General features: G+C 68.1%; 21 protein-coding genes and 1 pseudogene. 10 read left to right on the forward strand and 12 right to left on the reverse strand.

Annotated features, from left to right (window positions below; all coding sequences use genetic code 11):
* Positions 1–275: 275 nt before the first annotated feature.
* The 5 genes from L593_RS03675 to L593_RS03695 all read left to right on the forward strand — a co-directional run bounded on the left by L593_RS03675 (position 276) and on the right by L593_RS03695 (position 5,254).
* The gene (locus tag L593_RS03675) at positions 276–938 is read left to right on the forward strand and encodes a nitrous oxide reductase accessory protein NosL (RefSeq protein ID WP_236608595.1); all 663 of its coding nucleotides are present in this window, start codon (positions 276–278) and stop codon (positions 936–938) included.
* Between the two features lie 7 nt (positions 939–945).
* Complete coding sequence (locus tag L593_RS03680) at positions 946–2,871, forward strand: NosD domain-containing protein (protein ID WP_020445583.1); 1,926 nt, start codon at positions 946–948, stop codon at positions 2,869–2,871.
* Positions 2,868–3,692, forward strand: coding sequence for an ABC transporter ATP-binding protein (locus tag L593_RS03685; protein ID WP_020445584.1), 825 nt, complete (start codon positions 2,868–2,870; stop codon positions 3,690–3,692). Before L593_RS03680 ends, L593_RS03685 begins: the two co-directional genes overlap by 4 nt.
* Positions 3,692–4,519, forward strand: a complete 828-nt coding sequence (locus tag L593_RS03690) for an ABC transporter permease subunit (protein ID WP_020445585.1) — start codon at positions 3,692–3,694, stop codon at positions 4,517–4,519. Before L593_RS03685 ends, L593_RS03690 begins: the two co-directional genes overlap by 1 nt.
* A 102-nt stretch (positions 4,520–4,621) precedes the next feature.
* Positions 4,622–5,254, forward strand: coding sequence for a DsbA family protein (locus L593_RS03695; RefSeq protein ID WP_020445586.1), 633 nt, complete (start codon positions 4,622–4,624; stop codon positions 5,252–5,254).
* Between the two features lie 48 nt (positions 5,255–5,302).
* On the opposite strand, the gene L593_RS03700 is transcribed toward L593_RS03695, so the two are convergent.
* The gene (locus tag L593_RS03700; RefSeq protein ID WP_020445587.1) at positions 5,303–6,286 is read right to left on the reverse strand and encodes a DUF3179 domain-containing (seleno)protein; all 984 of its coding nucleotides are present in this window, start codon (positions 6,284–6,286) and stop codon (positions 5,303–5,305) included.
* A gap of 190 nt (positions 6,287–6,476) precedes the next feature.
* Positions 6,477–8,573, reverse strand: coding sequence for a halocyanin domain-containing protein (locus L593_RS03705; protein ID WP_020445588.1), 2,097 nt, complete (start codon positions 8,571–8,573; stop codon positions 6,477–6,479).
* 478 nt (positions 8,574–9,051) lie between these two features.
* Here L593_RS03705 and L593_RS03710 point away from each other — a divergent pair, with 478 nt between their 5' ends.
* Positions 9,052–9,234 (forward strand): hypothetical protein, encoded by a 183-nt coding sequence (locus L593_RS03710; RefSeq protein ID WP_020445589.1) that lies wholly within the window; start codon positions 9,052–9,054, stop codon positions 9,232–9,234.
* A gap of 12 nt (positions 9,235–9,246) precedes the next feature.
* Positions 9,247–9,636, forward strand: coding sequence for a helix-turn-helix domain-containing protein (locus tag L593_RS03715; RefSeq protein WP_020445590.1), 390 nt, complete (start codon positions 9,247–9,249; stop codon positions 9,634–9,636).
* 67 nt (positions 9,637–9,703) lie between these two features.
* On the opposite strand, the gene L593_RS03720 is transcribed toward L593_RS03715, so the two are convergent.
* Together L593_RS03720 and L593_RS03725 are read right to left on the reverse strand one after the other, a co-directional pair.
* On the reverse strand, positions 9,704–10,483 hold the full coding sequence (locus L593_RS03720) for an NAD(P)H-hydrate epimerase (RefSeq protein WP_020445591.1): 780 nt from the start codon (positions 10,481–10,483) through the stop codon (positions 9,704–9,706).
* 516 nt (positions 10,484–10,999) lie between these two features.
* Entirely contained in the window at positions 11,000–12,019 is a 1,020-nt protein-coding gene (locus L593_RS03725; RefSeq protein WP_049893826.1) for an NAD(P)/FAD-dependent oxidoreductase, read from the reverse strand.
* A 470-nt stretch (positions 12,020–12,489) separates the two neighbouring features.
* Here L593_RS03725 and L593_RS03730 point away from each other — a divergent pair, with 470 nt between their 5' ends.
* Positions 12,490–13,395 (forward strand): serine/threonine-protein kinase RIO2, encoded by a 906-nt coding sequence (locus L593_RS03730; RefSeq protein WP_020445594.1) that lies wholly within the window; start codon positions 12,490–12,492, stop codon positions 13,393–13,395.
* A gap of 392 nt (positions 13,396–13,787) precedes the next feature.
* Here the strand turns inward: L593_RS03730 and L593_RS03735 are convergent, their stop codons facing one another.
* The 3 genes from L593_RS03735 to L593_RS03745 all read right to left on the reverse strand — a co-directional run bounded on the left by L593_RS03735 (position 13,788) and on the right by L593_RS03745 (position 18,753).
* Positions 13,788–14,228: a hypothetical protein gene (locus tag L593_RS03735; RefSeq protein ID WP_049893828.1), complete on the reverse strand. Its 441-nt coding sequence runs from the start codon at positions 14,226–14,228 to the stop codon at positions 13,788–13,790.
* A gap of 64 nt (positions 14,229–14,292) precedes the next feature.
* Entirely contained in the window at positions 14,293–16,323 is a 2,031-nt protein-coding gene (locus tag L593_RS03740; protein WP_020445596.1) for a bacterio-opsin activator domain-containing protein, read from the reverse strand.
* Positions 16,324–16,488: 165 nt separating this feature from the next.
* Positions 16,489–18,753, reverse strand: coding sequence for a histidine kinase N-terminal 7TM domain-containing protein (locus tag L593_RS03745; RefSeq protein ID WP_144060693.1), 2,265 nt, complete (start codon positions 18,751–18,753; stop codon positions 16,489–16,491).
* A gap of 487 nt (positions 18,754–19,240) precedes the next feature.
* Here L593_RS03745 and L593_RS03750 point away from each other — a divergent pair, with 487 nt between their 5' ends.
* The gene (locus L593_RS03750) at positions 19,241–19,831 is read left to right on the forward strand and encodes a 50S ribosomal protein L15e (RefSeq protein WP_020445599.1); all 591 of its coding nucleotides are present in this window, start codon (positions 19,241–19,243) and stop codon (positions 19,829–19,831) included.
* 132 nt (positions 19,832–19,963) lie between these two features.
* Here the strand turns inward: L593_RS03750 and L593_RS03755 are convergent, their stop codons facing one another.
* Complete coding sequence (locus tag L593_RS03755) at positions 19,964–21,139, reverse strand: site-2 protease family protein (RefSeq protein WP_020445600.1); 1,176 nt, start codon at positions 21,137–21,139, stop codon at positions 19,964–19,966.
* A gap of 143 nt (positions 21,140–21,282) precedes the next feature.
* Between L593_RS03755 and thiD the strand changes: the two are divergent.
* Positions 21,283–22,083: pseudogene (gene thiD / locus L593_RS03760) on the forward strand (bifunctional hydroxymethylpyrimidine kinase/phosphomethylpyrimidine kinase); the annotation flags it as partial.
* Positions 22,084–22,275: 192 nt separating this feature from the next.
* Here the strand turns inward: thiD and L593_RS03765 are convergent.
* The 4 genes from L593_RS03765 to kdgK1 form a co-directional block, all read right to left on the reverse strand.
* Positions 22,276–22,857, reverse strand: a complete 582-nt coding sequence (locus tag L593_RS03765) for a uracil-DNA glycosylase family protein (RefSeq protein ID WP_049894287.1) — start codon at positions 22,855–22,857, stop codon at positions 22,276–22,278.
* A 124-nt stretch (positions 22,858–22,981) separates the two neighbouring features.
* Complete coding sequence (locus L593_RS03770; RefSeq protein WP_020445603.1) at positions 22,982–23,542, reverse strand: DUF99 family protein; 561 nt, start codon at positions 23,540–23,542, stop codon at positions 22,982–22,984.
* Positions 23,542–23,724: a DUF5786 family protein gene (locus L593_RS03775; RefSeq protein ID WP_020445604.1), complete on the reverse strand. Its 183-nt coding sequence runs from the start codon at positions 23,722–23,724 to the stop codon at positions 23,542–23,544. The genes L593_RS03770 and L593_RS03775 overlap by 1 nt, the downstream gene beginning before the upstream one ends.
* Positions 23,725–23,858: 134 nt before the next feature.
* Positions 23,859–24,812, reverse strand: coding sequence for a bifunctional 2-dehydro-3-deoxygluconokinase/2-dehydro-3-deoxygalactonokinase (gene kdgK1, locus L593_RS03780; RefSeq protein WP_020445605.1), 954 nt, complete (start codon positions 24,810–24,812; stop codon positions 23,859–23,861).
* Positions 24,813–24,851 lie beyond the last annotated feature (39 nt).

The raw sequence follows: 24,851 nt of genomic DNA on the forward strand, positions 1-24,851 counted from the left end.
GGGCGGCGCGCTACTGTCGCTCCAGCCGCCGACCGCACCGAAGATGACGTGACGATGGGACCGCTGTACAGCGGAGAGTGGCTGCAGCCGCCTGAGGCCGCTGCAGCCGCTAGGGGCCTGCAGCCGCGCGGGGCCACTGTAGCCACGTGGGGTCACTACAGGTGTGGACGAAGAGCGAACGTCCAGTCCCAGGCGGCGAGAATTGGACCGTCACCACTTTACTGTGAACGGCCTAGTGACGACACAGCACGAAAATCGCTGGCGGAGAGACTTCCATGCCAATGCCGAGACACACCCACTGCACCGACCACGCGCACAGCACGGACGACGAGGGGCGGACCAGCGACGCGCCCGCGGGCAGCGAGGGCGACGGTATCACGCGACGGCGCGTCCTCCACGGTGCTGGGGCAGTCGCCGTCGCCGGCCTCGCGGGCTGCATCGGCGGCGACGGCGGTGGCGACGGCGACGACGCACCGGCGGCGATCACGGTTCCCGACGGCGCGACCTGCGACGTCTGTGGCATGGTGATCGTCCAGCACCCCGGGCCGACGTCCCTGATCTTCTACGAGGACGAGCAGCCCGCGGGCCACGACAATCCTGCGCGGTTCGACAGCACCTGGGAAGCCTTCCAGTTCGACTTCGAGCGCTCGGGCTGGTCGCGCCAGGCCTTCTACGTCACCGACTACTCCGCGGTCGACTACGAGATCCGGAGCGACGACGGCCAGCAACTCATCTCCCGGCACGCGGCGGCCGGCGACTTCGCCGACGCGAACGACGTCACGTTCGTCGTCGGTTCGGAGGTCCTGGGCACGATGGGCCGGGACCTGATCGCGTTCTCCGAGGAGAGCGACGCCGAGTCGTTCGCCGACGAGTACGGCGGCGACCTGGGGACGATCGACGACGTGACGCCGGAGCTGATCTCGTCGCTCGGGATGTGACCGCTGGATGATCGGCCGACTCCTCGCACTCGCGGTGGTCGGCGTCCTCGTCCTGTTGAGCTTCTCGCTCGTCGTCCCGATCGGCGGGAGCCAGCCGCCCGATGCCGCGGCCTTCGGGGACACCTTCGAACTCGGCCTCACCGACACGACGGTCCGGGAGGCCGAGGAGCGCGGGTACGCGATCCCGCGCGTCCAGGTCTACTACTCCGGCTACCAGTACGTGGTCGGGTTCAACGGGCTCGAGGCGTTCGTCGCCGAACAGGACCGAACCGGCCACAGCAGGCAGTTCGGCCGACCCGTCGAGATCTTCGTCACCGACTTCGGGAACGCCAATCCATCGCTCACCGACGACGGCTTCCTGCAGACCGAGGACACGCCGAACTTCGTGTCGGCGACAGGCACACACGTCGTCGTCGATAGCGAGGCACGCCTGCCGAGTGGCCCCGTCGCCGTGCCCTTCGACGATCGCGACGCGGCCGAGCAGTTCGCCGACCAGTACGGCGGGCGAGTGATCGACTGGGAGGACCTCCCTGACCACGTCAGTCCCCAGCAAGCGCTCACCCGCGAGCGCTTCCAGCGCGACGTTCGGGAACGATCTGCGTGGGCGAACGCGAGTTCCAGGGACGCCGAGCAGCTTCGCGATCGCCCGACGTCGATCGTCGTCGGTGAGGACGTTCCGACGCTCGAGGCCGCGGTCGGAGCGGCGCCGTCGAACACGACGATCGAACTGCCCGCTGGCACCTACGAGACCGACGGCCTCGTCGTGAACCGGTCGGTCACGATCGAGGGGCAGGGCGCGGCGACGCAGCTTCACGGCGACGGCAACGGCTCCGTCCTCGCCTTCACCGCGCCGCGAACAGGGCTCGTGAACCTGTCCATCGACGGCGTCGGCCCCGTCGGCAGCCGGGGCACGACCGTGAACGGCTCCGAACCCGAGGACATCGGCTGGTCGGAGCGGATCGAACTCGCCTACGGACGCGGGGACGCCGCCGTCAAACTGGTCGACGCCAACGGCTCGCTGGTCGCCGACGTCCGGATCGAGTCGCCGTCCTCGGGCGTGATCGTGACCGACAGCGCCGGTGCGACGCTCCGCGGACTGAACGTCACCATCACGCGAGGCGTCGACGACGGGTTCATGGGCGTCGTCGGGATGTACGACCCGATCGTCGTCGAGGACAGCCGGTTCCGGGGTGGTCGCGACGGCGTCTACACCCACCGCGCCGACGGCATCGTCGTCCGCGACAGCGAGTTCCGGGACGGCCGCTTCGGCGTCCACGAGATGTACACCTCGAACGCACTGGTCACGAACAACACGGCCCGAAACGTGCAGATCGGCGTCATCGTCATGACGCACCCGGTCGGAAACCTGATCGTGGGCAACGACGTGCGATCCTCCAGGGTCGGCATCTCGACGGCGGGGTCGAACGCCTACTACGCCGAGAACGTCCTCGTCGACAACGAGCGTGGCATCGACGTGCTCGGCTACCAGTCGCTGATCGAGCGGAACACGATCGTTCGGAACGGGGCCGGTTTCCGGACGAGCCTCGGTCCGCCGACGAACCTCGTCACCGCGAACGACGTGGTAGCTAACGAGCAGGCGAGCAGTTCGAGCCAGGGCGTCCTCCGCGTGTGGACGGTCCGCGGCGCGGGGAACTTCTGGGGACCGATGCCGAGCGCCGACGACGACGGCGACGGCCACTACGACCGCACGTTCCGGCCGACGGGCAGCGTCGACGGACAGATCCACGACGCCAACGGCGCCTGGACGCTCGCACGCTCGCCGGCGTTCCAGCTCGTCCGGAGCGTCCAGGACAACGTACCGGGGCTCCGCTCCGGCGGCGTCGTGGACACCGCGCCGCGCACCGCGCCGGCTCGCCCTGACGTCCTCGCCGCAGCGCTGAATCGGACGGCCACGACGGAGGGATCGACGTGAGCGCCGACGACGATGGAACCACGATGAACCCCGAGACAGACGACGAGCGGAGTACCGAGCGATCGCCCAGCGACGCTGGCGACGACGACTCGACGCTGTCCCTTCGGGAGGTCTCCTTCGCGTTCGGGTCGGTGACCGTCCTCGAGGACGCGACGCTCGACCTCGACGCCGGGACGCTGACCGCGCTCGTGGGGCCGAACGGCAGCGGGAAGACGACCGTCCTCGAACTTCTGGCGGGCCTCCGGTCACCGAACTCGGGGTCGGTCTCGCGCCCCGGGGGCACGGCGCGGTCGGTCGCCTACCTGCCACAGACGCCCCAGTTCCGGAGCGGCTTCACCGCGAGGGAGACGCTCTCCTTCTACATGGACCTCGTCGACGACGAGCGGTCGCCGACGGACCTGCTCGAGCGGGTTGGTCTGGAGGGCGCCGCGGATCGCCGGGTCGAGGCGCTCTCCGGCGGGATGACCAGATTGCTCGGGGTCGCGCAGGCGCTCGTCGGCGATCCGCCGGTCGTCGTCCTCGACGAGCCGACGAGCGGCCTCGATCCCGACGTCGCGGACCACATCTTCGCCACGGTCGAGGCGATCGCCAGGGACGGGCGAACCGTCGTCATCGCGAGCCACGACCTCGAAGCGATCGAGGAAACCGCGGATCGCGTCGTGACGCTGGTCGACGGCAGATTCGTTCAGGACGGGGCACCCGCAGACGTCGTCGAAGCGACCGGCGCATCGACGCTTCGTGCCGCCTTCTCCGACGCGGTACAGGGCGCCGAGCGCAAAGCTGTGCAACTCGACGCGCCACCCACGGGAGGTGATTCGTGATGGGGCCCGTCGACCGCGTCTTCGTCGTCGTCGATCGCGAACTCCGCACGCTGGTCCGGAACCGGGCGCTCGTCGCCGTGGCCGTCGCGTTCTTCGCGGTCGTCGTCGGGCTCGGCGCGCTCTCCCGGGACGCGGCGGGCGGCTACGTCTCCCTGACATACGACCTGCTGCTCGTAGTGGAGGTGCTCGTCCCCACGATCGCTTTCGCGTTCGTCTTTCGATCGATCCGCGGCGACGACGAACGGGGCGAACTCGACGTGATCCGGACCTACCCGATCACCCGACTGGAGTACGTCCTCGGCGTGTTCGTCGGGCGCGTGCTCGGCCTCCTCGTGGTCGTGCTCGCGGCCTTCGGCATCGCCGGCGCGCTCGCCAGCGGCAGCGGCGGCGCACCGCAGACGTTCCTCGCGACCCACGACGCCGGGGACACGGTGCTCGTGTACGTGCGATTCGTCCTGCTTACCGCGATCTACACGCTCGTCGTGGCCGCGCTCGCTCTCGCCGTCTCCGCGGGGACGCGGACGACGCGAGGCGCACTCGCCGCGGCGATCGGCGGCGTGCTCGTGATCGCGATCGGACTGGACCTCGCGTTGCTGACGCTGGTGTCGAGCGGCGCGATCGGCGGCAACGCGATCGCGCTCTTCGAGGGGCTGAGCCCGGCGAGCGCGTTCCGCGGGCTCGTCTTCGAACTCGCGCTCGGGCCGGCGCTCGCCTCGGAGCCGGGCGACGGGATGGCCTCGCCGCTCGTCGCCAGCCTGTCGCTGCTCGTGTGGCTCGCACTCGGACTCGGGATGGCGACGGTCGCGGTCTGGCAGGAGTCGGCCTGAGCGGAGACCGGTGCGAGCCGACGCGTCAGTTCCGGGGGTACCTGCCGGGCGCGAACGGCCGTCACGCTGGAGCTTTTCCCCGTCCGGCCCCAGGTCGCTGGCATGAGCGACGATTCCGACCAGCTGCTCGTGTACGCCGACTACGTCTGCCCGTTCTGCTACCTCGGCCGCGAGTCGCTGGCACAGTACCAGGACGACCGCGTGGAACCTCTGTCCGTCGCGTGGCACCCCTTCGACCTCCGATCCCAGAAGCGGGGCCCCGACGGCGAAATCGACGACAGCGTCGACGACGGGAAGGACGACGCCTACTTCGACACGGTCCGCGACAACGTCGCCCGGCTCCGGGACCAGTACGATGCCGACCAGATGCTCGGCATCGACGAGGTGCCCGACGTCGACTCCCTCGACGCCCAGGTCGCGTCGCTGTTCGTCCAGCGCGAGTACCCCGAGGAGTGGCCGGCCTTCGACGACGCACTGTATCGGGCACTCTGGGAGGGGGGCGAGCCGATCGACGACCCAGACGTGCTTGCAGACCTCGCCGAGGACGTCGGGGTCGATGGCGAGGAAGTTCGAGACGCTATCGAAGACGACGAACGCCGGGCCGAGGTGTTCGAGCAGTTCGAGGCCGCCACGCAGGAGGGCGTGACGGGGGTCCCGACGTTCGCGTACGAGGGGTATGCCGCACGCGGTGCGGTCCCACCCGAGCAGCTCCGCCGACTCGTCGAAGGGGAGTAAGGCTCAAGCGCTGGTCCGCGGAGCGGTAGCGAAGCGCTTGCGGTCGCGCTATCGTCCGTAGAACGAATCCGGACCGTGGGCGTCCTGCCAGGCGAACGCGTAGAGATGGCGAGCGACGACGCGCTCGAGCTGTCGGCCGTCCTCGCTCTCCCCGGTGGCGGGATCCCAGGTAGTACCGTCGCCGCGGAGGCCACCGTCGCGGCGCTCGACGGAGAATCCGGGATCCAGAAAGGCGTGGAGGCGACCGTCCGCGGCGACCACGATGATCGACTCGCTGCCGACCGAATCGCGGAGTACACCGTCCGCGTCCTCGACGACCGGAAGCGGGTAGCCGACAGCTACGTCGCCGCGGTCGATACCAATGACGGGCGTCTTGGGCCCGAAATCGCTCCGATCCCACGACCGCTCGGTACCTTCGCCACGCATGGCCCGGAGTCCGAAGTCGTCGGCGAGGTGGTAGCCGCGGTAGCGTTTCGACTCGTACGTCGTTCGAAGCGCCTCCGCCGGATCGCCCTGGACCCTGTGGGGTTGCAGGACCTCCCCGTCGGGGTGCTCCTCGAGGAACTCGCCGACCGGCATCACCGCGACGGAGAGCGCGTCGAGCGTCGTCCCCTCGAGGTCGCCAGCGATCGCCTCGCCGGTCGTCTGGCGCCACTCGCTCTCCGTCTCGCGGTCGTACATGACGAGCGCGTCGTCGACGAGCACGCCGGAGACGCCGAACGTGAGGGTTCGATCGCCGACGCGACGGTCGTAGACGGCGCCGCTGGCACAGATCGGACACCAGGTGACCGCGATCGGAACGGCCGATCCACCGGTGCCGCTCCCGGCGTCGACGGCGTCGTGATCGGCCACCCCGCTGTGCACGTCGTTGACGATTTCGTGCCCGTCGAGGATCCGGGTCGGATAGGCTCGCGGGGGATCGCCGTCGACGACGAACGCCTCGTCGGTGGGATCGCCGTGGTGGACGGACGCGAACGTCGGGTCGTCGATACTCCGGATCGCGTCGCGAGGAAGGACGTCGGTGCGGGTCATGGCTCAGCCATTGCGTCTCACTCGCCGTAGCAGTTCCGCCGGTGTGTAACCGGCTCGCCCGTCCGTGCTCGACCGATTGACGTCGAGGGCCCACCAGCTACCGACCAAGGATCGACCAAAGACCGGCCGAGGGCTGGTTACTGGCCGACCGGGACGTCCGATTGGCCAGAACCGGGCAAGGCGGGAGTTCCTACGGTGGCGAGTCGCTCTCCCCGGGGACGCCCCGGCCCTGGTAGAAGTCGCCCGCCCAGTTCCCAACCCAGATGTCCTGGTTCGCGAGGTAGAGCGCCTCCTCCGTGTAGAACCTGTCGTCGGTGACGGTCCACTCGTCGGCCGCGGGATCGTACTCGACCGCCCCGTTGTAGACCGCGGCCTGGCCGAACTCGCCACCCGCCGCCGGTGGGAGGGGCAGCGTGTGCTCGGCGCTCTCGTCGCGAGAGGGCGGCCGCTCGGCGCGCTGGAGTTCGCCGCGGTTGAACGTCTGGTCGAAGAAGCGCGCGAACGTCTCCTGGACGTCGGAGCGCTCGAGCAGGACGTCGGCAGCGTTGAGGCCGCCGGTGAGGTCCCCCGCGTCGCGAGCGGTGATCGTGTACGTCGCGTCGTCGGTGCCGGAGGCGAAGGTGCCGGCGTTCTCGTCCCACAGCTCCTCTATGAGGAAGTCGACGACGCGATCGGCCGTGTCGGCGTGGTCGACGCCGTCCAACTGGGACGCCCAGAGCAGTCCCTGGGCGACGATGCCCTGCGTGGCGGCCTGATTCGCTGCGCCATTCTCGACCCGACCGTCGTCGGTGAGAGTGTCCTCGATCACGGACGCGAGGTCGTTGGCGTACTGCGCAGCCGCGTTGCGCTGCGCCTCGCCACCAGCCTGCGGGCCGTAGTACCCGATCGCAGCGAGCATGAGTCCGACCGAACGCGTGGACTCCTGCTCGACGATCTCCGCCGGCGTGAAGAGATCCATGGTGGTCGCGGCCACGCCGTCGGTGATCTCCTGGATGCCGACGGGTGGATCGAAGACGGCGTCGGCGCCCTCCGCTTTCGGCAGGAGCGGTCGCGGGTTCTCGTAGCCGAACCAGCCGTTCTGAGCGAGGCTGGTCATATCGGAGAGGAACCACACCATCGCGGCGTGGTGGTGGGGTCGCCGGGAATCGTCCACGATCTCACCCGCACTGGGGCGGTACTGCGAGAGGAACTCCCAGGAGTCGCCGTGGGTCAACGCGCCGTTCTCGCGGGAGCCACCCACCAGGATGGCGGCGTTGATCCCGACCTGTGCGAGCGTGCTCAGCAGCTGGGCCCGGAACTTCGGCGCCATCTCCGTCGGGAGGACGTCGAAGTGGGCCTGGAAGTTCTTCGCCCAGGTGACGCCCTTGAGGTGCGTCCATGCCACCGAGGAGGGGCTCACGACGCCGGAGGACTGGCTCTTGTCCCATCCCAGCGTGCTCGCGTCGGGCCGACCAGTGTCGTCCTCCAGGACCGGCTCCTGGGTGAAGTGGGGATCGCCCTCGGTGAAGGCGGCCAGGCTCAGGTTCGGGTTCGCGATCGGCGGCCGGTCGACGTCGGCCGCTTCGAGCATCGCAGGCATGCGCTGGTCCTGCAGTTCCTCCATCTGGTCGTTCAGCGGGAACGGGACGCCGTTGCCGCTCATCGCGATGTTCGTACTCATGTTGTACAGTGAGTACCAGTAGGCGTCCATCGACGCGGCCTGGAACCCGTACGCGCTGGCGCCGTTCTCGCCGGCACCCTCCTCGGGCTCCCCGACCACGACGGCACCCTTCATCCCCATGTCGCGGTGAGGGTTGCAGTAGTAGGTCACGATGCCCGTATCGTCGAACCTCTGGGAGAAGGTCGTTCCCGCGTCGCCCGTCGGATCGCCGCTCCGGAACTCGGCGCCGGACTCGGCGACGACGTTGTGGCTACCGCCGTCACCGGTCCACTCCCAGACGACGTCCGTACCTGGGTCGACCCAGACCGCGGGCGGCGCGAAGCCAAAGGCGCCGCCGTTGGCCTCGGCGCCGACCTGAATCGTGACGCTGCTCGCCCCGCGCTCGTCGACGGTGGTCCCGTCGTAGTTGTCGGTGTCCGCGAGCCAGCCGCCGAAGTCGAACTCGGCACCGTCGCCGCTCCCGAACCCGCTATCGCCGTCGGTGGTGCCACCGCCAGCGGAGCCGTCGACGCTGTTCGTTCCGTTGCCGGAGTCGTCGCCGTCGTTCGAGTCGCCGGTGCAGCCGGCGATCGCCGCGACCGCAGCTGCGCCGCCGATCTGCAGGAATCGCCGTCGTTCGTGGTTCATGTGCGTACAGTTGTCACGCCGGCACGGGCATGGGTGTAGCCCGGAAAATCACTGCCGCACACCACCGGGAAACCGTTATATCGGCTCGACGAAAGGTCGCTTCACGATTCGGGGGTCGTGTGGTCGTGTCGAACGGCCGCCCAACCGCAGTACTCCGTGAGAGTACTCGCCACTCAGCGATCCTGGTTTTCGATTCTATCGGAATTGATCTATAGATTATATAAAAGCGAATTTCGTGGTCGTCCAGACGGCAGAACGTTCGGTGAGATCGCCCGTTCTCTACAGACCGTTCGATCGCTGCAATCGGTGAGACGATTCGGCTTCGACGGCGTGGCGACCGTCGCCAGCCTCCCGTCCGCGCGGGCCGCGCTCGTCCAGTAGCGGATCGCCGAACGGCCGACCCGCACCGGTTACGCCAGTGTAACCGCGCACTTTTGGGTGACGAGTCGTAATCAGGTAGTGAGAGGTAACCCCTACAATGGCAGTCAGCTCCCGGAACGGCACCGACCGATCCTTCGAGACCAGCGGCGTCGACGCCGTCAGCTACGACCGGTACGACCAGATCCGCATCGACGACGGCCAGGTGCTGATCTACGACCGCGACGAGGAGGACGGTTGGCTCCAGTCGACGCTCGCCGTCGACCTCGAGGTCATGCGATGATCCCCGGAATCCATGACTGACGGCAGCGGAGGCACCGTGGACGCCCCGGAGCGCCTCGAGGTCTGGTGCGCCGGTGAGCACTGGTGTCCGGTCACCACCACCGCGACCCTGATCGGGAAGAAGTGGCACCCGGTGATCGTCCACCGGCTGCTCGACGCCGGCCCCAGCGGCTTCAGCGAGCTCCAGAACCACGTCGACGGCATCTCGAGCAAGGTGCTCTCCGAGAGCCTCGAAGACCTCGAGGAGCGTTCCCTCGTCGATCGGACCGTCGTCAGCGAGAAGCCGTTCCGGGTGGAGTACGAACTGACCGAGCACGGCGCATCGCTCGAACCGGTGATCGAAGCGATGCGCGAGTGGGGAAACGAGCACCTCCGACCGCCGGCCGAGGACGAGCGCGTCTAAGCAAGTGGCGACGGGGGCGAGCGGTCACTCGGGGGCGAACGACGAACGACCCATCCTGCCCGCGGATCTACGACCGGACCAGCCGCACGCGGAATCGACGATCGAATGGCGACTCGTACGGAATGTCGAGCGCTTCGTAGACCGCTGCCGGGAGCCCGATGTCCGCGAGCACCGGTGCGGGATCGGCGTCGAGGCCCGTTTTCGGCAGCGCGAGGGTGAGCACGGCGTCGGCGTCGACCACGGTGCCGGGCCGGTCGCCAGTCGTCGCGTCGAGTCCTGAGGGCACGTCCAGCGAGAGCGTCGGGGCGCTAGTCTCGTTGGCGAGTCCAGCGAGCGCAGCGCTGGTGCCACGCAGCGCCCCATCGACGCCGTAGCCGACCAGGGCATCGAGGATTACCGACGGAGCCACGGTTGCAGTGGCGTCGGGACCACGCTCGACGTCGATCTGCATCGACTCGAGAATCGACAGATGCGTCGCCGCAGGCCCGTCGAGCGCACCAGGATCGCGATCGAGCACGACCCGAACCGGGACGCCGCGGTTCGCGAGGTGGCGGGCCGCACAGAGGCCACCGCCACCGTTCCCGCCCGCTCCAGCGAGGACGACGACCGGCTCGTCCGGGATCGGAGCCGCCGTGTGTCGGGGCGCCCTGGGGCCGGAGCCACCGACGGAATCGCCGTCAAGGAGCGACAGCGCCTCGAGGGCGAGCCCCCGGCCGGCGTGTTCCATCATCTGCAGGACGCCGACGCCGATTGTCTCGACGGCCACGTGGTCGACGTCGCGCATCTCTGCGGCCGTCACTGCTGGGACGGTGCGACCGTCGACCGTTCGGAACGCGTCAGGAATCATAGTGGTGGAAAGAGGCTCCGTTCGTCGCCTACCGATTTGGGGAGAGCAGGACGAGTGGACGCTTCGGGAGTCGTATCGACGTCGGGCACCCGTTTCAACGTTGCTCCGAGGAGTAGGGCGTCCGTCCGGATCAGTTGGACCAGGCCCGCGAGGAGCGGGCGTACCGAGAGTCCCGGCTGCACCCCGGCGACGAAGGATCGAATCCACCGTAGCTGGCAGCCAATCCGCCTCCAGTCTTGGAATACCGATACACGCTTCCGCGTGCTACCAGGTGACGCATGTCAGACCAACACAAGTGTGAGGCCTGTGGGGCGACGTTCGAGAGCATGGACGAACTAGAAGTCCACGCCCGCGAGGAACACGGCGCCGAGACAGACCAGAGCGCCTGAGAATCGACGGTCAGACCGACTGGGAACGGTCCTGCAGACTGCGGACCCGCCGGTCGGTCGCCGGAGACGCGCCCCTCAGCAGGGAGAACCGCAAGCACTCACACGCGCCGTTCCGCTGCCGACCGTCCTATCCGTACGTGTGGAAGTCGATCGCCTGCTCCAGGAGGGCATCCGGGATCCCCGGGACCTCGTCCTCGCGAACGGGGCCCTGTTCGGCCAGGAGTTCGGAGTCTCGGGGGAACTCGCGAAGCTGGAAGTGCAGGTCGATGCCCGCCTTCGCGCCCTGGCCCATCCCGACGGGAAGCTGGTTGTGGCCGGGCGTGCAGTCGCCGACTGCGTAGACCCCGTCGACGCTCGTGCGGCCGTGGTCGTCGACGACGATCGTGCCGTCCTCGTTGATCTCGCAGCCGAGTTCCCGCGCCAGCCCGTTGTTGTACTCCGAGCCGTACATCGCGAAGCCGCCCTTGTACTCCCTGACCGTCCCGTCCTCGAACTCGAGGGACTCGAGCCAGCCGTTCTCGCCGTTGTTCACGCCGGTGACGTCCTCGTCGATCACGTCGATCGGGTGGTTCGCGAGCATCTCGGCGGTCTCGTCGCTGTAGCTGGGTTCGTCACCGCGCAGGAGGAGGTCGACCTCGTCGGTGAAGTTGAGCATGATACCGGCGACGTGGGCGGCGCTCTCGCCGTGGCCCATCACGTAGACGGACTCGCCGACGAACATGTGGGCGTCGCAGTGCAGGCAGTAGTGAAGTCCACGGCCGGTCCGGGGCAGTGGCGGCTCCGGGCGGACGTCGTTGAAGCCGGTCGCGAGCACGACGGCGTCGGCGACGTACTCTCCCTCGTTGCCGGTGAGACGGAACCGACCGTCCTCGGTCCGGGCACAGGTTCCGACGAGGTCACGGTGGCGCTCGGTGCCGTAGGCGTCGAGTTGCTCGCGGCCCACGTTCAGGAACTCTGCGCCGCTGGTGTCTTCCGTGACGCCGAGCAGATTGTGCGTCTCCTGCATCATCGCCGCCCGACCGCCGCCGCGGTCGACGAGCGCCGTCGCGTGCCCGAGTCTGGTGGTGTAGAGCGCCGCAGTCATCCCCGCCGGGCCGCCGCCGACCACGACGACCTCGTACTCGTTCGCATCGGAGTCCTCGTCCATGGCCCGAACCACGGTCAGCACGGGCATCAAACTAGGTGCAGTCGTGCGTTCGGCGTGCCAGACCACGCGGCCACAAACTGGCAAAGACACGAGTGCGCGCTCGGCGAAGACGGAGACGACGCCCTGGGCGAGGACTGTTACTATCGATCCGCTGTCGGGGAAGCGTGGCCCCAGCGGCGGGCAGTATATCGCGATCCCCGGTGCTGGCGCCGTTCCCGAACGTCGAGTTGCGATTCGCTCGCGAGCGCACTCGATCGACGCCGAAGTTCCACCCGTCCCGCCGACGACGGCAATTGTCCCGGATTTCCGACGTAGACGGCCTGAACGTGTCGATCGTCCCGTTCCTGAGTACACGCGCCCGTGGGCCATCCCCCGATATTCTCTATCGCGTTATTCGATATACTATTTAAGAACAGGGGCGTCAGCGGGCAACGCGAGGGGCTTTTCCCACCAGGACGCCACCCACGTCTATGGTCCAGAACGTCGCCGGGATCGTCGCCGAGCTCGAGCCCGAGGACGTCCACCTCCTCTCGGGCGTCGAGCACGGCATGCGATTCTCGGAGTGGGTGGCCCGGAGCAAGCTACCGGAGTTCTCTGGACTCACGCCCGAGAACGTCGACTACCGTCTCGAGCGATGCGTGGACTTCGAACTGGTGGAGCGAAAGACCATCCAGTACGAGGGGTTCAAGCTAACCTACGAGGGCTACGACGCGCTGGCACTCTACACGTTCGCCGAGCGCGAGACGATCACCGGCGTCGGTGCGAGCCTCGGCGTCGGGAAGGAAAGCGACGTGTACGAGGTGGAGTCCTACAGGCCCCTCGCCCTGAAGTACCACCGCGAGGGCGTGACCAACTTCCGGAAGGTCGCCAAGGAACGCGACTACACGTCCGACCACGAGCACGTCTCTTGGCTCTACACCGCGCGAAAGGCAGCCGAACGCGAGTACGAGGCCCTCGAAGCGCTCTACCCTGACGTCTCGGTTCCCCGGCCGATCGACCAGAACCGCCACGCCATCGTGATGGAGAAGATGGACGGGGTGGAGCTCTCGCGCACGCGTCTCGAAGACGAGCAGGTCCTGGGCGTGCTCGACCTCCTGCTCAGAGAGATCCAGACCGCCTACGCCGAGGGGTACGTTCACGGCGACATGAGCGAATACAACGTCTTCGTCGCCGAGGACGGCGTGACGATCTTCGACTGGCCCCAGTCGATCCCGACGGACCACGAGAACGCGGAGGAGTATCTCGACCGTGACGTTGGGAACGTGCTCGGGTACTTCGAGCGTAAATACCCCGGGTTCGTGGGCGACGTTTCGGCCTCCGCGATCGCCGACGCGATTCGCGAGGACGAGTTCCACGGGATCGCCGAACTGGCGTAGATCGTCGGTCCAGCCACGGGCCGACTGCCACCACGCCTCCCGATCGTGACGTTCGTTCACCGAGTAGCAGCTTCTCGACCGACGACGATCGAATCGACCGTATCGGTCGCCGCGGCGCCTGGAATCGGGAGTGACCGACGTCGAACAGTAGCATAACTGACAGCAGCGGCGACGCGCAGGGAACGTATATACCATATATCGCGATAGCAAATCGGTCCGCGACGGAAAACGGGCCAAACGAGCCGATAGCCACCGAGAACGCCGCGGGTCCGGCGAAATCGCACGCCTGGAGCGAATCGAAATCGATCCTCGGCGCCAATCGAGACACGATCGCGCGAGATAGCGGCGAATCGGATCGCCGGATCGACGGATGGAACGAACGGGTGAATCGATCAGTCGCCGCGTGATCGGCGGCCCTGATGCAGAGCCAGGCCGCCGATCACCGAATCCGGAAACTCGCGGCGGAGCAGGAGACCGTGGAGTGCCGCGAGTGCGACGTTGCTCGGCCACCAGAATCCGAGTGGCGCGACCACGAGATTGAACGCGGCACCCGCGGCGAGTCCGAGTCGTGCTCGTCGTCCCGCGAGACAGATCGCCACCCCGACGGCGAGTTCGAACGCTGCGAGCAGCGGGAGCAAGACGCCGAGGTTCGGGAGGACCAGGTCGGTCCAGACGGTGCGGTACCAGTCGAACTGCACGTACTGGGTGATGTCGGCGTAGACGCTCCGGTCGGTCGCCCAGAACAGCAGGTGGACCATCGCTCCACCGAGGTAGGTCAGGCCGAGGAGCAGTCGGGTCCCGTCTGCGAGACGGTCCACGAATCGTGGTTGCATGTGAGTACAGACGCGGTCGGAGGACAAACGTCGGGGAGCCGATTCCCGCGCCGAGGGAAGAGTATCAGTCGTCGGCGTGGAGGTCCCCGAAGAACGAGTCGAATACGGCCGCCTCGGCCTTGCGGAGGTGGGAGTGCAGCGTCGACGGCGCGACGTCGAGCGCGTCCGCGACCTCTTCGGCGGTGGAGTCGCGGGGCCAGCCGAAGTAGCCCGACCGGTAGGCGACCTCGAGGGCCTCGCGCTGTCGCTGGGTGAGGTCAGTTCGCTCCGGGACGACGACGGACTCGGGAGAGGACGGCGGCCCGGAGCGCTCGGACTTCGAGACGAGGTGAACCTCCGGGAACCGACATCGGAGCCGATCCACCAGGGACCTGACGTCGGCGTCGGACGCGACCTCGACCTGGTAGGTCGCACGACCGTTGGTTGCGCTGGCGTCGTCGAGGTGGCCACCGGATTCGACGAGCGCCGCGAGTGGCGAATCGCCGGTCATCGACCACTCGAGGAGCCAGTCTGCTCCGTCGCCCTCGCCCCGGACGCACCGCACGTCGCCCGCCGCCTCGGACTCGAACGACGACGCGACGGACGCAGGCCGCTCGCCCTCGATGGCGAGATACGCGACGTTTTGACCCTCGCCAGCGGGCACAAGGCCGTCTACGGCCATCGCCGCATCGCCGTCCGCGTTGGCTGTCGCGGCGACCAGCGGATCCGACGAGTCCTTGGAGTCAAGTTTGAGGGCGACGGTGGCGTCCGCGGAGAGCAACCGGCGCGTTTCGAGCGCGTTGATGGCGTGACCGATCGTCTCGCCGAGTTCGACGAGGACGTCGCGTTCGCGCTGTCCGACGGCCTCCCGATCGGTACAGAGGCCGAGTGCCCCGTAGACGGTCGTTCCGTAGACCAGCGGAACGACGGTCCAGGTGTCGGCAGGGTCGGGAGCGGCCGAGGATTCGCTATCGCCGGAAGCAACCCCCGAATCGGCAGGATCAGAGTCATCGGCGGCGCCGTCGGCGCTGGACTGGGTCGCACTCGCGTTCGCAGACGACGGGGCCGCACCGGACTCGACGGTCGGTTCGTACGCCCGTCGAACCGACGCACCGCCGTCGCTCCGCGCTGCTGGCGGGCGATCGAGTTCCGGGACGCGAAGCCCGGTGGGGTCTCGCGACCCGGCAACCGTCCATCGCTCGGCGTCGCCGGCCCAGGTCTGCACGTCGCCGACGACGGCAGCATCGTAGAGGTCGGGTGCTGCGAGGCGGTCACAGACCGTGCGATCGATCTCCTGACGGGTCGTCGCGGCGACGAGCGCCTGGTTGACCCCGCGGAGGATGCTGTTGAGGTCCGCGAGCCGTTCGAGTTCGTCACGCTGTTCGGCGAGCTGCCGTGTACGCCGTTCGCGCTCGGTGACGTCCCGGGCGACCACCGTGTGCCCGACCGGTTCGTCGGCTTCCGCGAAGATCGGCGAACTCCGGAGCTCGTAGATGCGGCCATCGCGCTCGTACTCCGTCGGATCGGTCGAGGGAGCGATCTCGTAGTCCTCGAGTCCGAGCACGTCCTCGATCGACTCGCCCATTGCGTCCTCGCGCTCGACCCCGAGCAGTTCGAAGGCCGCGGCGTTGGCGTCGACGACGAGTTCGCGATCGTCGAGGACGATCACGCCGTCGCGCATCTGTTCGAGCACGGCCCCGCGACCCCGACGGACCGCTACCGGCATCATCTGGCGGGTGTCGAACGTCTGCCGGAGGTACGCGATCTTGCCGTCCTCGAGGCGGCCGTCGAAGATCGTCTCGATGGTCCGGGTGTCCTCCGGCGGCGGGATGCCGAGGATCCCCCGTCGTGATTTGGCCGTCGTCCGCGTCGAGGCGACGATTCGATCGCCGTCGGCCACGGTCCACTCGATCTCGAGGTCGTACTCGTCGTAGGCGGCCATCGATTCGGAGAGGACCTCCTTGATCACCTCGCGACCCTCGTACGCCACGCCGGTGACCGCCTCGAACGTGACGTCGCCGGTCGTGACGTCGTCGAGCACCGCGACGCCCTCGTCGCCGAGCAACCCGGACAGTAACCGTTCGAGGGGTTCTGTCGAACCCTGGTCCCCCGCCATACGGGATCGCACGGTGGGACGTGGCAAAAAACTCGGGGCTCGACCGCTGGAGCAGTCAGTTTGCGAGAATCAATATTCGAAAGTGAGTGTAGCCGGTGACGGACGAATCGGGAGCCGGTCGCCTGAGACGCCAGCGTCCTAGAGATCGCTGTGCGACCGAGCGACTCACTGATCGTCCGGTCCGGACTCGAACAACGACGCGAGCAACGTCCCTTCCGCTTTCCGGAGGTGAGAGTGCAGCGTCGAGGGCGCGATCTCCATCGCCGAGGCGACCTCCTCGGCCGTCGACTCCCGCGGCCAGTCGAAGTAGCCAGCCCGGTAGGCTGCCTCGATCGCCTCCTGCTGTCTGTCCGTGAGATCGTCGATGCCATCTGCAGGCAATGCGGCCGAATCCTCGATCGAGCTGGCCCGTTCGCGTTTGGCCAGGAGTCGGACGCCGCCAAACCGACCGTCCAGCGAGTCGAGCAACGAACGTACCGCGTCGTCGGAGGCGACTTCTGCCCGATAGTCGACCCGTCCGTCCGACGCCTCGAACGACCGGAGTTGCGCACCCTGGTCGACCACGGCCCCGAGGAGGTCCGCGCCGGAGACTCGCCACTCGAGCAACCCGCCGGAGTCGTCGCCGCGGATCGATCGGACCTCGCCCTCGGTCGCGTCGGCGAGGGCGTTCTCGGCGGCCGTAACGTCACCGTCGACCCGCACGTAGGCGAGCGTCGATCGATCGCCCGCCGGGACGACGCCTGCCAGCTCGAGCTCGCAGTCGGTCCCGGCGGTCGCTGCCACGAGCGCGTCGGCGTCGGTCGTGCTCTCGAACTCGACCTCGACGACCGCCTCCGTCGAGAGGAGCTGTCGGGTGCTCACGGCGTTCATGGCGTGGCCGACGGCTTCGCCGAGTTCACCGAGCACCGAGCGCTCCCGTGCGGAGACGGTGTCGCGATCCGTCGCGAGTCCGATGGCGCCGAACACGGTCCGGCCGTACACGATCGGAACGACGACCCAGGTGTGGGCGTCCTCGGACACCGCGGGGAGGTGCGCACCTGCCGACCCGGCACCGTCGCTCACGGACGTGGTCCCCGCCCCGGACGCAGCCGGACGATCGACGTCGGCACCACCCTCGACCGTGGGGCCCTCTGTAACGTCGAGCTTCTCGGTGTCCACGGACGGGGCGTCGGCACCGCTGCTCGACCCCGCGACGGTCCAGCGTTCGGCCTCGCCGTTCCAGGTCTGCACGTCACCGACACAGGCCGTGTGGTAGAGGTCGCCCTCGACGATCCGATCGCACACTGCCCGTTCGATCCCGTCGCGTTCGTTCTCGGAGACGAGTGCCTGGACGACGCCGCGGATGAGCACGTTGAGTGCCGATAGCGTCTCGAGTTCGTCGCGCTGAGCGGCGAGGGCTCGCTCCCGGCGTTTTCGAGCGGTCACGTCGTGCGCGACGAGCGTGTGGCCGATGGTGCGGTCGTGACGGTCGGTGATCGGCGACGTTCGAACCTCGTAGACAGTTCCGTCGCGCTCGATTTCGGCGAGGCCGTCGGGGGCGTCGAAGTCGACCTCGTCGACGTCGACGAGCGAGCGTAACGGCTCGTCGAGGGCGTCCGCTGGCTCACGCCCGAGGACGGGTTCGGCGGCCGCGTTGCAGTAGACGACGCGGTGGGCCGTATCGACGATCACGATACCGGTCTCGAGTTGCCCGATCGCGGCGTTCCGGCCGAGGCGACGCGTCGCCGGCACGAGGTCGAACAGCCGGTGGCGGAACAGCGCGTAGCCGAAGGCGAGGCCGGAGACGGTGAACGCGACCGGCGTGAGGTCGACGACGGCGCCGGGTTCGAGGAGCGCGATGTCGGCGACGTTGAACCCGACTGGCGCGAGGATCCCGAAGACGAGGAGCGCCGACTGGTCGGCGTAGAGGTAATCCGAGACGAAGACGAGGCGGAGCAACAGCGCGGAGGCCAGCAAGATGATCACGTAGCTATAGAGCGTGTGTGCGAGAAAGCCGGGGCCGTAGGAGAACTGGAGGATAGCGAGGCCGTGAATCTCCATCAGGGACGTCGACCACCAGAGGTCGTGCCACTGCTGCGTCCAGATGAGTCCGACGGAGGCGATCCAGGGCAGCGAGAGCAGGCCGAGGATTCGTCTCGTCGCGAACTCGTCGTGACCGGTGTACTCGAGGGCGAACAGTAGCAAGAAGAGGTAGACGCAGGTCCCGAACCACTTTACGTTCTCGAGGACCGTTCGCGCGGCGGGGTCGTGGACCAAGAGGGCGACGACGTACGTTCCCGACCACACCGTCTCCGCGGCCATCATCCCGGCGAACCCGAGCGCACCGGGCTCCTGACGTCGCGCCATCGCGTAGCGGGCGAGGATAGCAGTGACGACGGCAGCAACTGTTAGCAAACCTATATACATCCAACCCGTCGCCGTCACTGCCATCGTGACCACCCCGGCGTTCGCTGCGCTCCGAGATGGTGGCGGGCGCCCCAGGCCCACCTGGCAGGTCCCCTCCCGTCCGGATGCACTGGTATCTGCATTAGGCAAGTGGGCTCACGGGGCAAACAAATTACGGCCGATTCAGCGATTGCGGAGTGAGACGACCGATCCCCGGCTGCGCGGTGTCGTGCGAACCAGTCGAGCGACTCGGCTCACTCGTCCCCGACGTGTGGAGCGAACGCAGTTCGCCCGGTGATCGGAGGCCGAACCGGTCGTCGACCGCCATTCGAAGCGTTTAACCACCGAACGGGCGGAGAATGGACAACTCGCTGGCAGTCGGGCTCCAGCGGGCACCCGTCTCGCGACGGGCCGGGATGTGACCCTGGCCGACGGACGCCGACGCGTTCGTCGGGAGAGGCGACGCGCGTGCCGGCACGGCACCACCGCGACGCCGATCGGGTTGAACCACCAAACGCCCGAGGAGAATACAATGGCACGAAGCTTCTACTCGCACATCCGGGACGCCTGGCGCGATCCCGGCGACGGCAAGCTCGCAGAACTGCAGTGGCAACGAAAGCAGGAGTGGCGCGACCAGGGCGCGATCGTCCGCGTCGACCGCCCCACCCGCCTCGACCGCGCTCGCGAACTCGGCTACAAGGCCAAGCAGGGCGTCGTCGTCGCCCGCGTCGCGGTTCGCAAGGGGACCGCTCGCAAGGAGCGGTTCACCGCTGGTCGGCGCTCGAAGCGCCAGGGCGTCAACCGCATCGGGCGTCGCAAGAACATCCAGCGCATCGCCGAGGAGCGCTCCTCGCGAGCGTTCCCGAACCTCCGCGTGCTCAACAGCTACTGGGTCGGTGAGGACGGCTCCCAGAAGTGGCACGAGGTCATCCTCCTGGACCCCGAGCACCCGGCGATCGAAAACGACGACGACCTCAACTGGATCTGCGAGGACTCCCAGTCCGGTCGCGCGTTCCGCGGCAAGACGTCCGCTGGGCAGTCCAACCGTGGCCTGAACAACCGCGGCAAGGGCGCCGAGTCCAACCGACCGAGCGCTTCCGAGGGCTCGGACCGCGGTCACTGATCGCGGGCCGATCCGCCGTTTTTCGTCGACGAACGCCCCAGTACCGGCAGGTCTCCGCGACGAGCGATCGTTGCTGGAGCGGCATCGCGTGCAGCACCGAGCAGTCGTCCCAGCCGTTCTCGGCCACCGAAATCAGGCGTAACCGTCCGGCGGCGTCGCGTCGGGCGTCTCCGTCTCGGGCAGCGGCCCGATCCCCTGGACCAGATCGATGTAGGCGACGATCGCCTCGTTGTCCAGGGTGCCGACGAGGCGGTCGTCCTCGAGGACGACGACGCGATCGCTTCCGGTCTCCGCCAGGCGTTCCAGGACATCGAAGGCGGGCGTCTCGATCGAGACCGTCGGTGGGTCCCGGGACATGACGTCGGCGACGGTGACCGTCGATCGATCGGCCGGCGGCACCGACCGGAGCGCCCCCAGCGACACGAGTCCCGCGAGCCGGCCGTTGGCGTCGAGCACAGGATAGCCCGTTCGACGGTCCTCGAACATCCGCTGGAGGAGGTCCTGAACGGTCGTGTCGGTGCCGACCGTCGACGAGTCGGTCTGCAAGAGGTCGTCGGCCCGCACGTCGCGGAGGAGGTCGCGGAGCGTCACGACGCGTGACTCTGCCCCGGCGGCGACGTAGACGAAGAAGCCGACGAGCGCGAGGAGTGGCGCGAAGTTCAACACGCCGACCAACACCATCGCGACGCCGAAGAACCGTCCCGTCTTCGCAGCGATGGCGGTCGCCTCGACGTAGGGACGGTTCCGTGCGAGCAGGGCGCGGAAGATTCGCCCGCCGTCCATGGGGAACGCCGGCAGCATGTTGAAGATTGCCAGCGTGAGATTGATCACCGCCAGCCACGCCACGACGAAGATCAGGACCGCGGGTGCCGACGACGGGATGGCGAACAGTGCGAGATAGCAGATTCCCGCGAGCGCGACGCTGGTCACCGGACCAGCCAGGGCGACCCAGAACTCGATCGACCAGTCCTCGGGGAGGTCCTCCATCCGGGCCAGTCCGCCGAAGATCCAGAGCGTGATCGAGGCGATGCCGATGCCGTAGCGCATCGCGGTCACGGAGTGGCCCAGTTCGTGGAGCAACACGCCGACGAAGAGTCCGACGGCGGCCACGACCCCGATGATCCAGGGCGTCTCCCCCTCGGTGAGCACCTCCGCGTCCACCGTCGTCGGGGAGACGGCGTTGACGACGTCGGCGTAGAGTTCGATCTGTCCCGCGATCAGCCAGACGAGGATCGGGAGAAACAGGAGCAACGAGACGTTGATCCGGATCGGGATGTCCAGCACGCGGCCGATCGTGAGACTGCGCATGTGGCGTATCCTATGCCTGATAGCTCCATAAGGATTGGTCCGGCGGTGAAACTACGCGCCGGGCCGGTACGGGCCGACGCCGTCGAAACACGCAGCCCGACCGGAACACCACGGATTAGTACGACCCGGTAGTAGCACACGCCATGCAAGCGCCCTCACCGACCGAGCCGCCGGTCGCACTGTCGATCGCCGGCAGCGACTCGGGCGGCGGTGCCGGGATCCAAGCCGACCTCCAGACGATGGCGGCCCACGGCGTCTACGGCACGACGGCGATCACGGCCGTGACCGCACAGAACACCCGCGGCGTCGAGGACAGCCACGTGCTCCCCGTCGAGGTCGTCGAGGCCCAGTACGACGCCGTCCTCTCGGACTTCGACGTAAAGGCGATCAAGACCGGGATGCTCGCGACGACGCCCATCGTCGAGGCCGTCGCGGATCGGGTCGCCGACGCGGGGCTCCCCGCCGTCGTCGATCCAGTCATGGTCGCGACGAGCGGCGACCGGTTGCTCACCGAGGACGCCGAGGCCGCGTACGAGGACCTGATCGCGGAGGCGACGCTCGTCACGCCCAACGCCGACGAGGCCTCCGTCCTGACGGGGACCGAAGTGACCGGCCGTGAGAGCGCCGAGCGGGCCGGCGATGCCCTCCTGGAGATGGGTGCGGACGCGGCGCTGATCAAGGGCGGCCACGTCGCCGGCGACCCGATCCGAGACGTCCTCGTCACGCCGGAGCGGACCCAGGTTTTCGAGCACGGCCGCGTCGACACCGAGGCCACCCACGGTTCGGGATGTGCGCTCTCCTCCGCGATCGCAGCCCTGCTCGCCCGCGGCGAACCGCTCGACGCGGCCGTCGGCGAGGGCACGGACTTTCTCGAACGAGCCGTGCGTCACCACTACGACGTCGGGCAGGGGCCCGGCGCCGTGAACCACCTCGTCGACCTCCGGGTTCGCACCGACGGCGACGACGGGTAGCCGATAGCCGTCGAGTCACGCAATCCGGGCATGAAAGGACCACCGCCCTGGCGTGAACCGGTCACCGATCGGCACTGAACCGGCCCCCGATCGGCGCTGAACGTCCACCGATCGACGCTGATCCGTCTCCCCATCGCCGCTGAGCCAGTGGCCGACGAAGCCGACTCAGTAGTCGCCCAGCCGCGACTGGTCGCCGACCGCCTCGCCCGCGAGTTCGGCGGCACGCTCGATGGTCTCCTCGAAGGGCTCGCGCTGACTGCGATCGTACAGCGTCGCTGCGGGGTGGACCGACAGCAGGAGTCGTTGCGGCCGGTCCCCGATCCGCGTCTCGACGAGGTCGCCTGCCTCGGCCGTGATCGCGACGTCTCGATCCAGCAGGTGTTCGGCCGGCACTTTGCCGAGAGTCACGAGGATCTCGGGATCGACGATCGACAGTTCGCGCTCGAGGTAGCCCCGGCAGTTCGCGAGTTCCCCCTGCTTCGGATCGCGGTTGTCGGGCGGCCGACAGCGCACGCAGTTCGTGATCCGGACGTCCGCTCGCGAGAGGCCGACGTCGCGCAGCACCTCGTCGAGCACGTCGCCGCTCCGACCGACGAACGGTTCGCCCTCGGCGTCCTCCTGTGCGCCGGGCGCCTCGCCGACGAAACAGAGCGCGGCGTCCTCGGGCCCGACGCCGTTGACGATTCGGCTCCGCGAGTCGACGAGTTCCGGGCAGCGCTCACAGCGCTGTACGGCGACGCCGTCCATACAGCCGTCGCCGTCGCCCGTCCCTCCCTCGACGTCCTCCATTGCCAGGGAGTAGGCCGGTCCGGGGTTTCAATGATAGGGTCCCGAGCGACGCCTCGCCTCACGAGGACGAGGGCTCCCGGCATCACTCGCGCCGGAGGTCGTCCCCCGCTCGCGCGACGAACCGCGCGACCCGAAGGGGCTCGGGCCGGCCACCCTCGGCCGTGAAGTGCTCGAGGACCCGGGCGGCCTCGGTCGGGTCGATGCCAGCCACCCGGTAGTAGCGGTCGTGCCCGTCGACGGTCGTCGCGCGTCGGTCGGGCAGCGCTCGGTACCGTTCGAGTCGCTCGGACAGCGCTTGCCCGTCGAACGCGTCCCGCAGCGACGACTCGAGTCCGCTGCTGTCCTCGAAGGTGACCGCGATCACCGGGCGGTCGACGCGCTCGGCGACCGATTCGAGTTCCAGAATGTTGTACCACGCGAGCGCGACGCCGGCGACGAGGACGTAGCTCACGTCTTCGCGATCGAGACGATCGTAGACGGTGGCGATGCCGTCGGTGAGGTCGGTGCCACCGACGGTACAGGTGGCGAATGCACAGCCGTCCACCGTCCGGTCGGCGCGACAGACGACGCCAGCCAGCGTGCTTCGATCGGCACCACGGGCGTAGGACTCCGCGACCCCGACTGCCCGGGCGCCGGACTTCATCACTCCGCCTGCTGGTCTTTGATGTCGGAGAGCCGATCGAGTAGTTCGTCGTTCGACGCGCCGATCTCGAACTCCACGTCCCCGTCGTGGTCGGTCTCCCCGCTCGCTACGTTCTCCTCGTCGAGATCAGTATCGATCTCCTGGTTCGATTGTTCGGATTCGTCGTAGCTACCGAATCCCATGTTCGTTCGTAACTATCCGTTTGACGGGCATAAATTCCACGGCAGCCCCGCAGCATGGAGGGAAATCGAACGAGCGTCGCCGGGTGAGTAGCCAGTGCCGGAGCGAGAAAGTGCCAGAACCGGAGGCGGATCGGCTACCGCGAGACGTCTTCGGCGCCGCTCTCGATGAGTTCCTCGACCTCCTCTTTCGTGACCGCGGCCACGTCGCCAGCGATCGTCCGCTTGTAGGAGGCCGTCGCCGCGGCGTACTCGAGTGCACGGCCGACGTCGTCGCCAGAGAGCCGTCGGGCGAGGAACGCGCCGACGAACGCGTCGCCGGTGCCGATCGGGTCGTACGTGTCGGCCTCGTAGACGTCGTGCTCGTGGACGACCCCGTCGTGGATCGCGAGCGCGCCATGTTCGCCACGGGTCACCACGACCGTCTGGAGGTCGTACTCGGCGATGAGGTGGTTCGCGAACTCCGTCGCGTTCCCGTCGTACCCGAGCACCGTCCGGGCGTCGCGGTTGGCCACGAAGAGGACGTCGAGCGCCGGGAAGAGCTTCGTCAGCGTCGCCTTGGCCTCTTCTGGAGTCCAGAGCTTCGAGCGGTAGTTGAGGTCCATCGCGGTCCGGAGCCCCGCCTCGCGGGCTCCCTGGAGCAGGTGGTAGGTGGTATCCCGGGCCTGCTCGGAAAGGGCGGGCGTGATCCCGCTCGTGTAGAAGAGCCGCGCATCGTCGAAGACCGCCGGGTCGAACTGGTCGGCACCGACGCTCGCGATCGGTGCGTCTGCCCGATCGTAGATCACGTTCGTGCCGCGGGGCTCCCCACCGTGTTCGACGAAGTAGAGTCCCTGGCGGCCGTCGTCCGACCAGACGATTTCGGTGTCGATGCCGTGGCTGTGTAGCTCTGCGGCGACCCGTCGGCCCAGTGGCGAGTCCGGCAGGGCCGAGAGCCACGTCGAGACCGCGCCGAGACGCTCTGCGGCGATCGCGGTGTTCGATTCCGCGCCGCCGACGTAGACGTCCAGTTCCTCGGTCCGCTCGAGACGCTCGCCCTGGGGCGCGGACAGGCGAAGCATGGTCTCGCCGAAGGTCACGAGATCGCTCATGGCGATCGCACCCCGGCGGCGTGTGGTGTCATGGTCGGG

The organism is Salinarchaeum sp. Harcht-Bsk1 (assembly GCF_000403645.1).
Taxonomy (GTDB): domain Archaea; phylum Halobacteriota; class Halobacteria; order Halobacteriales; family Salinarchaeaceae; genus Salinarchaeum.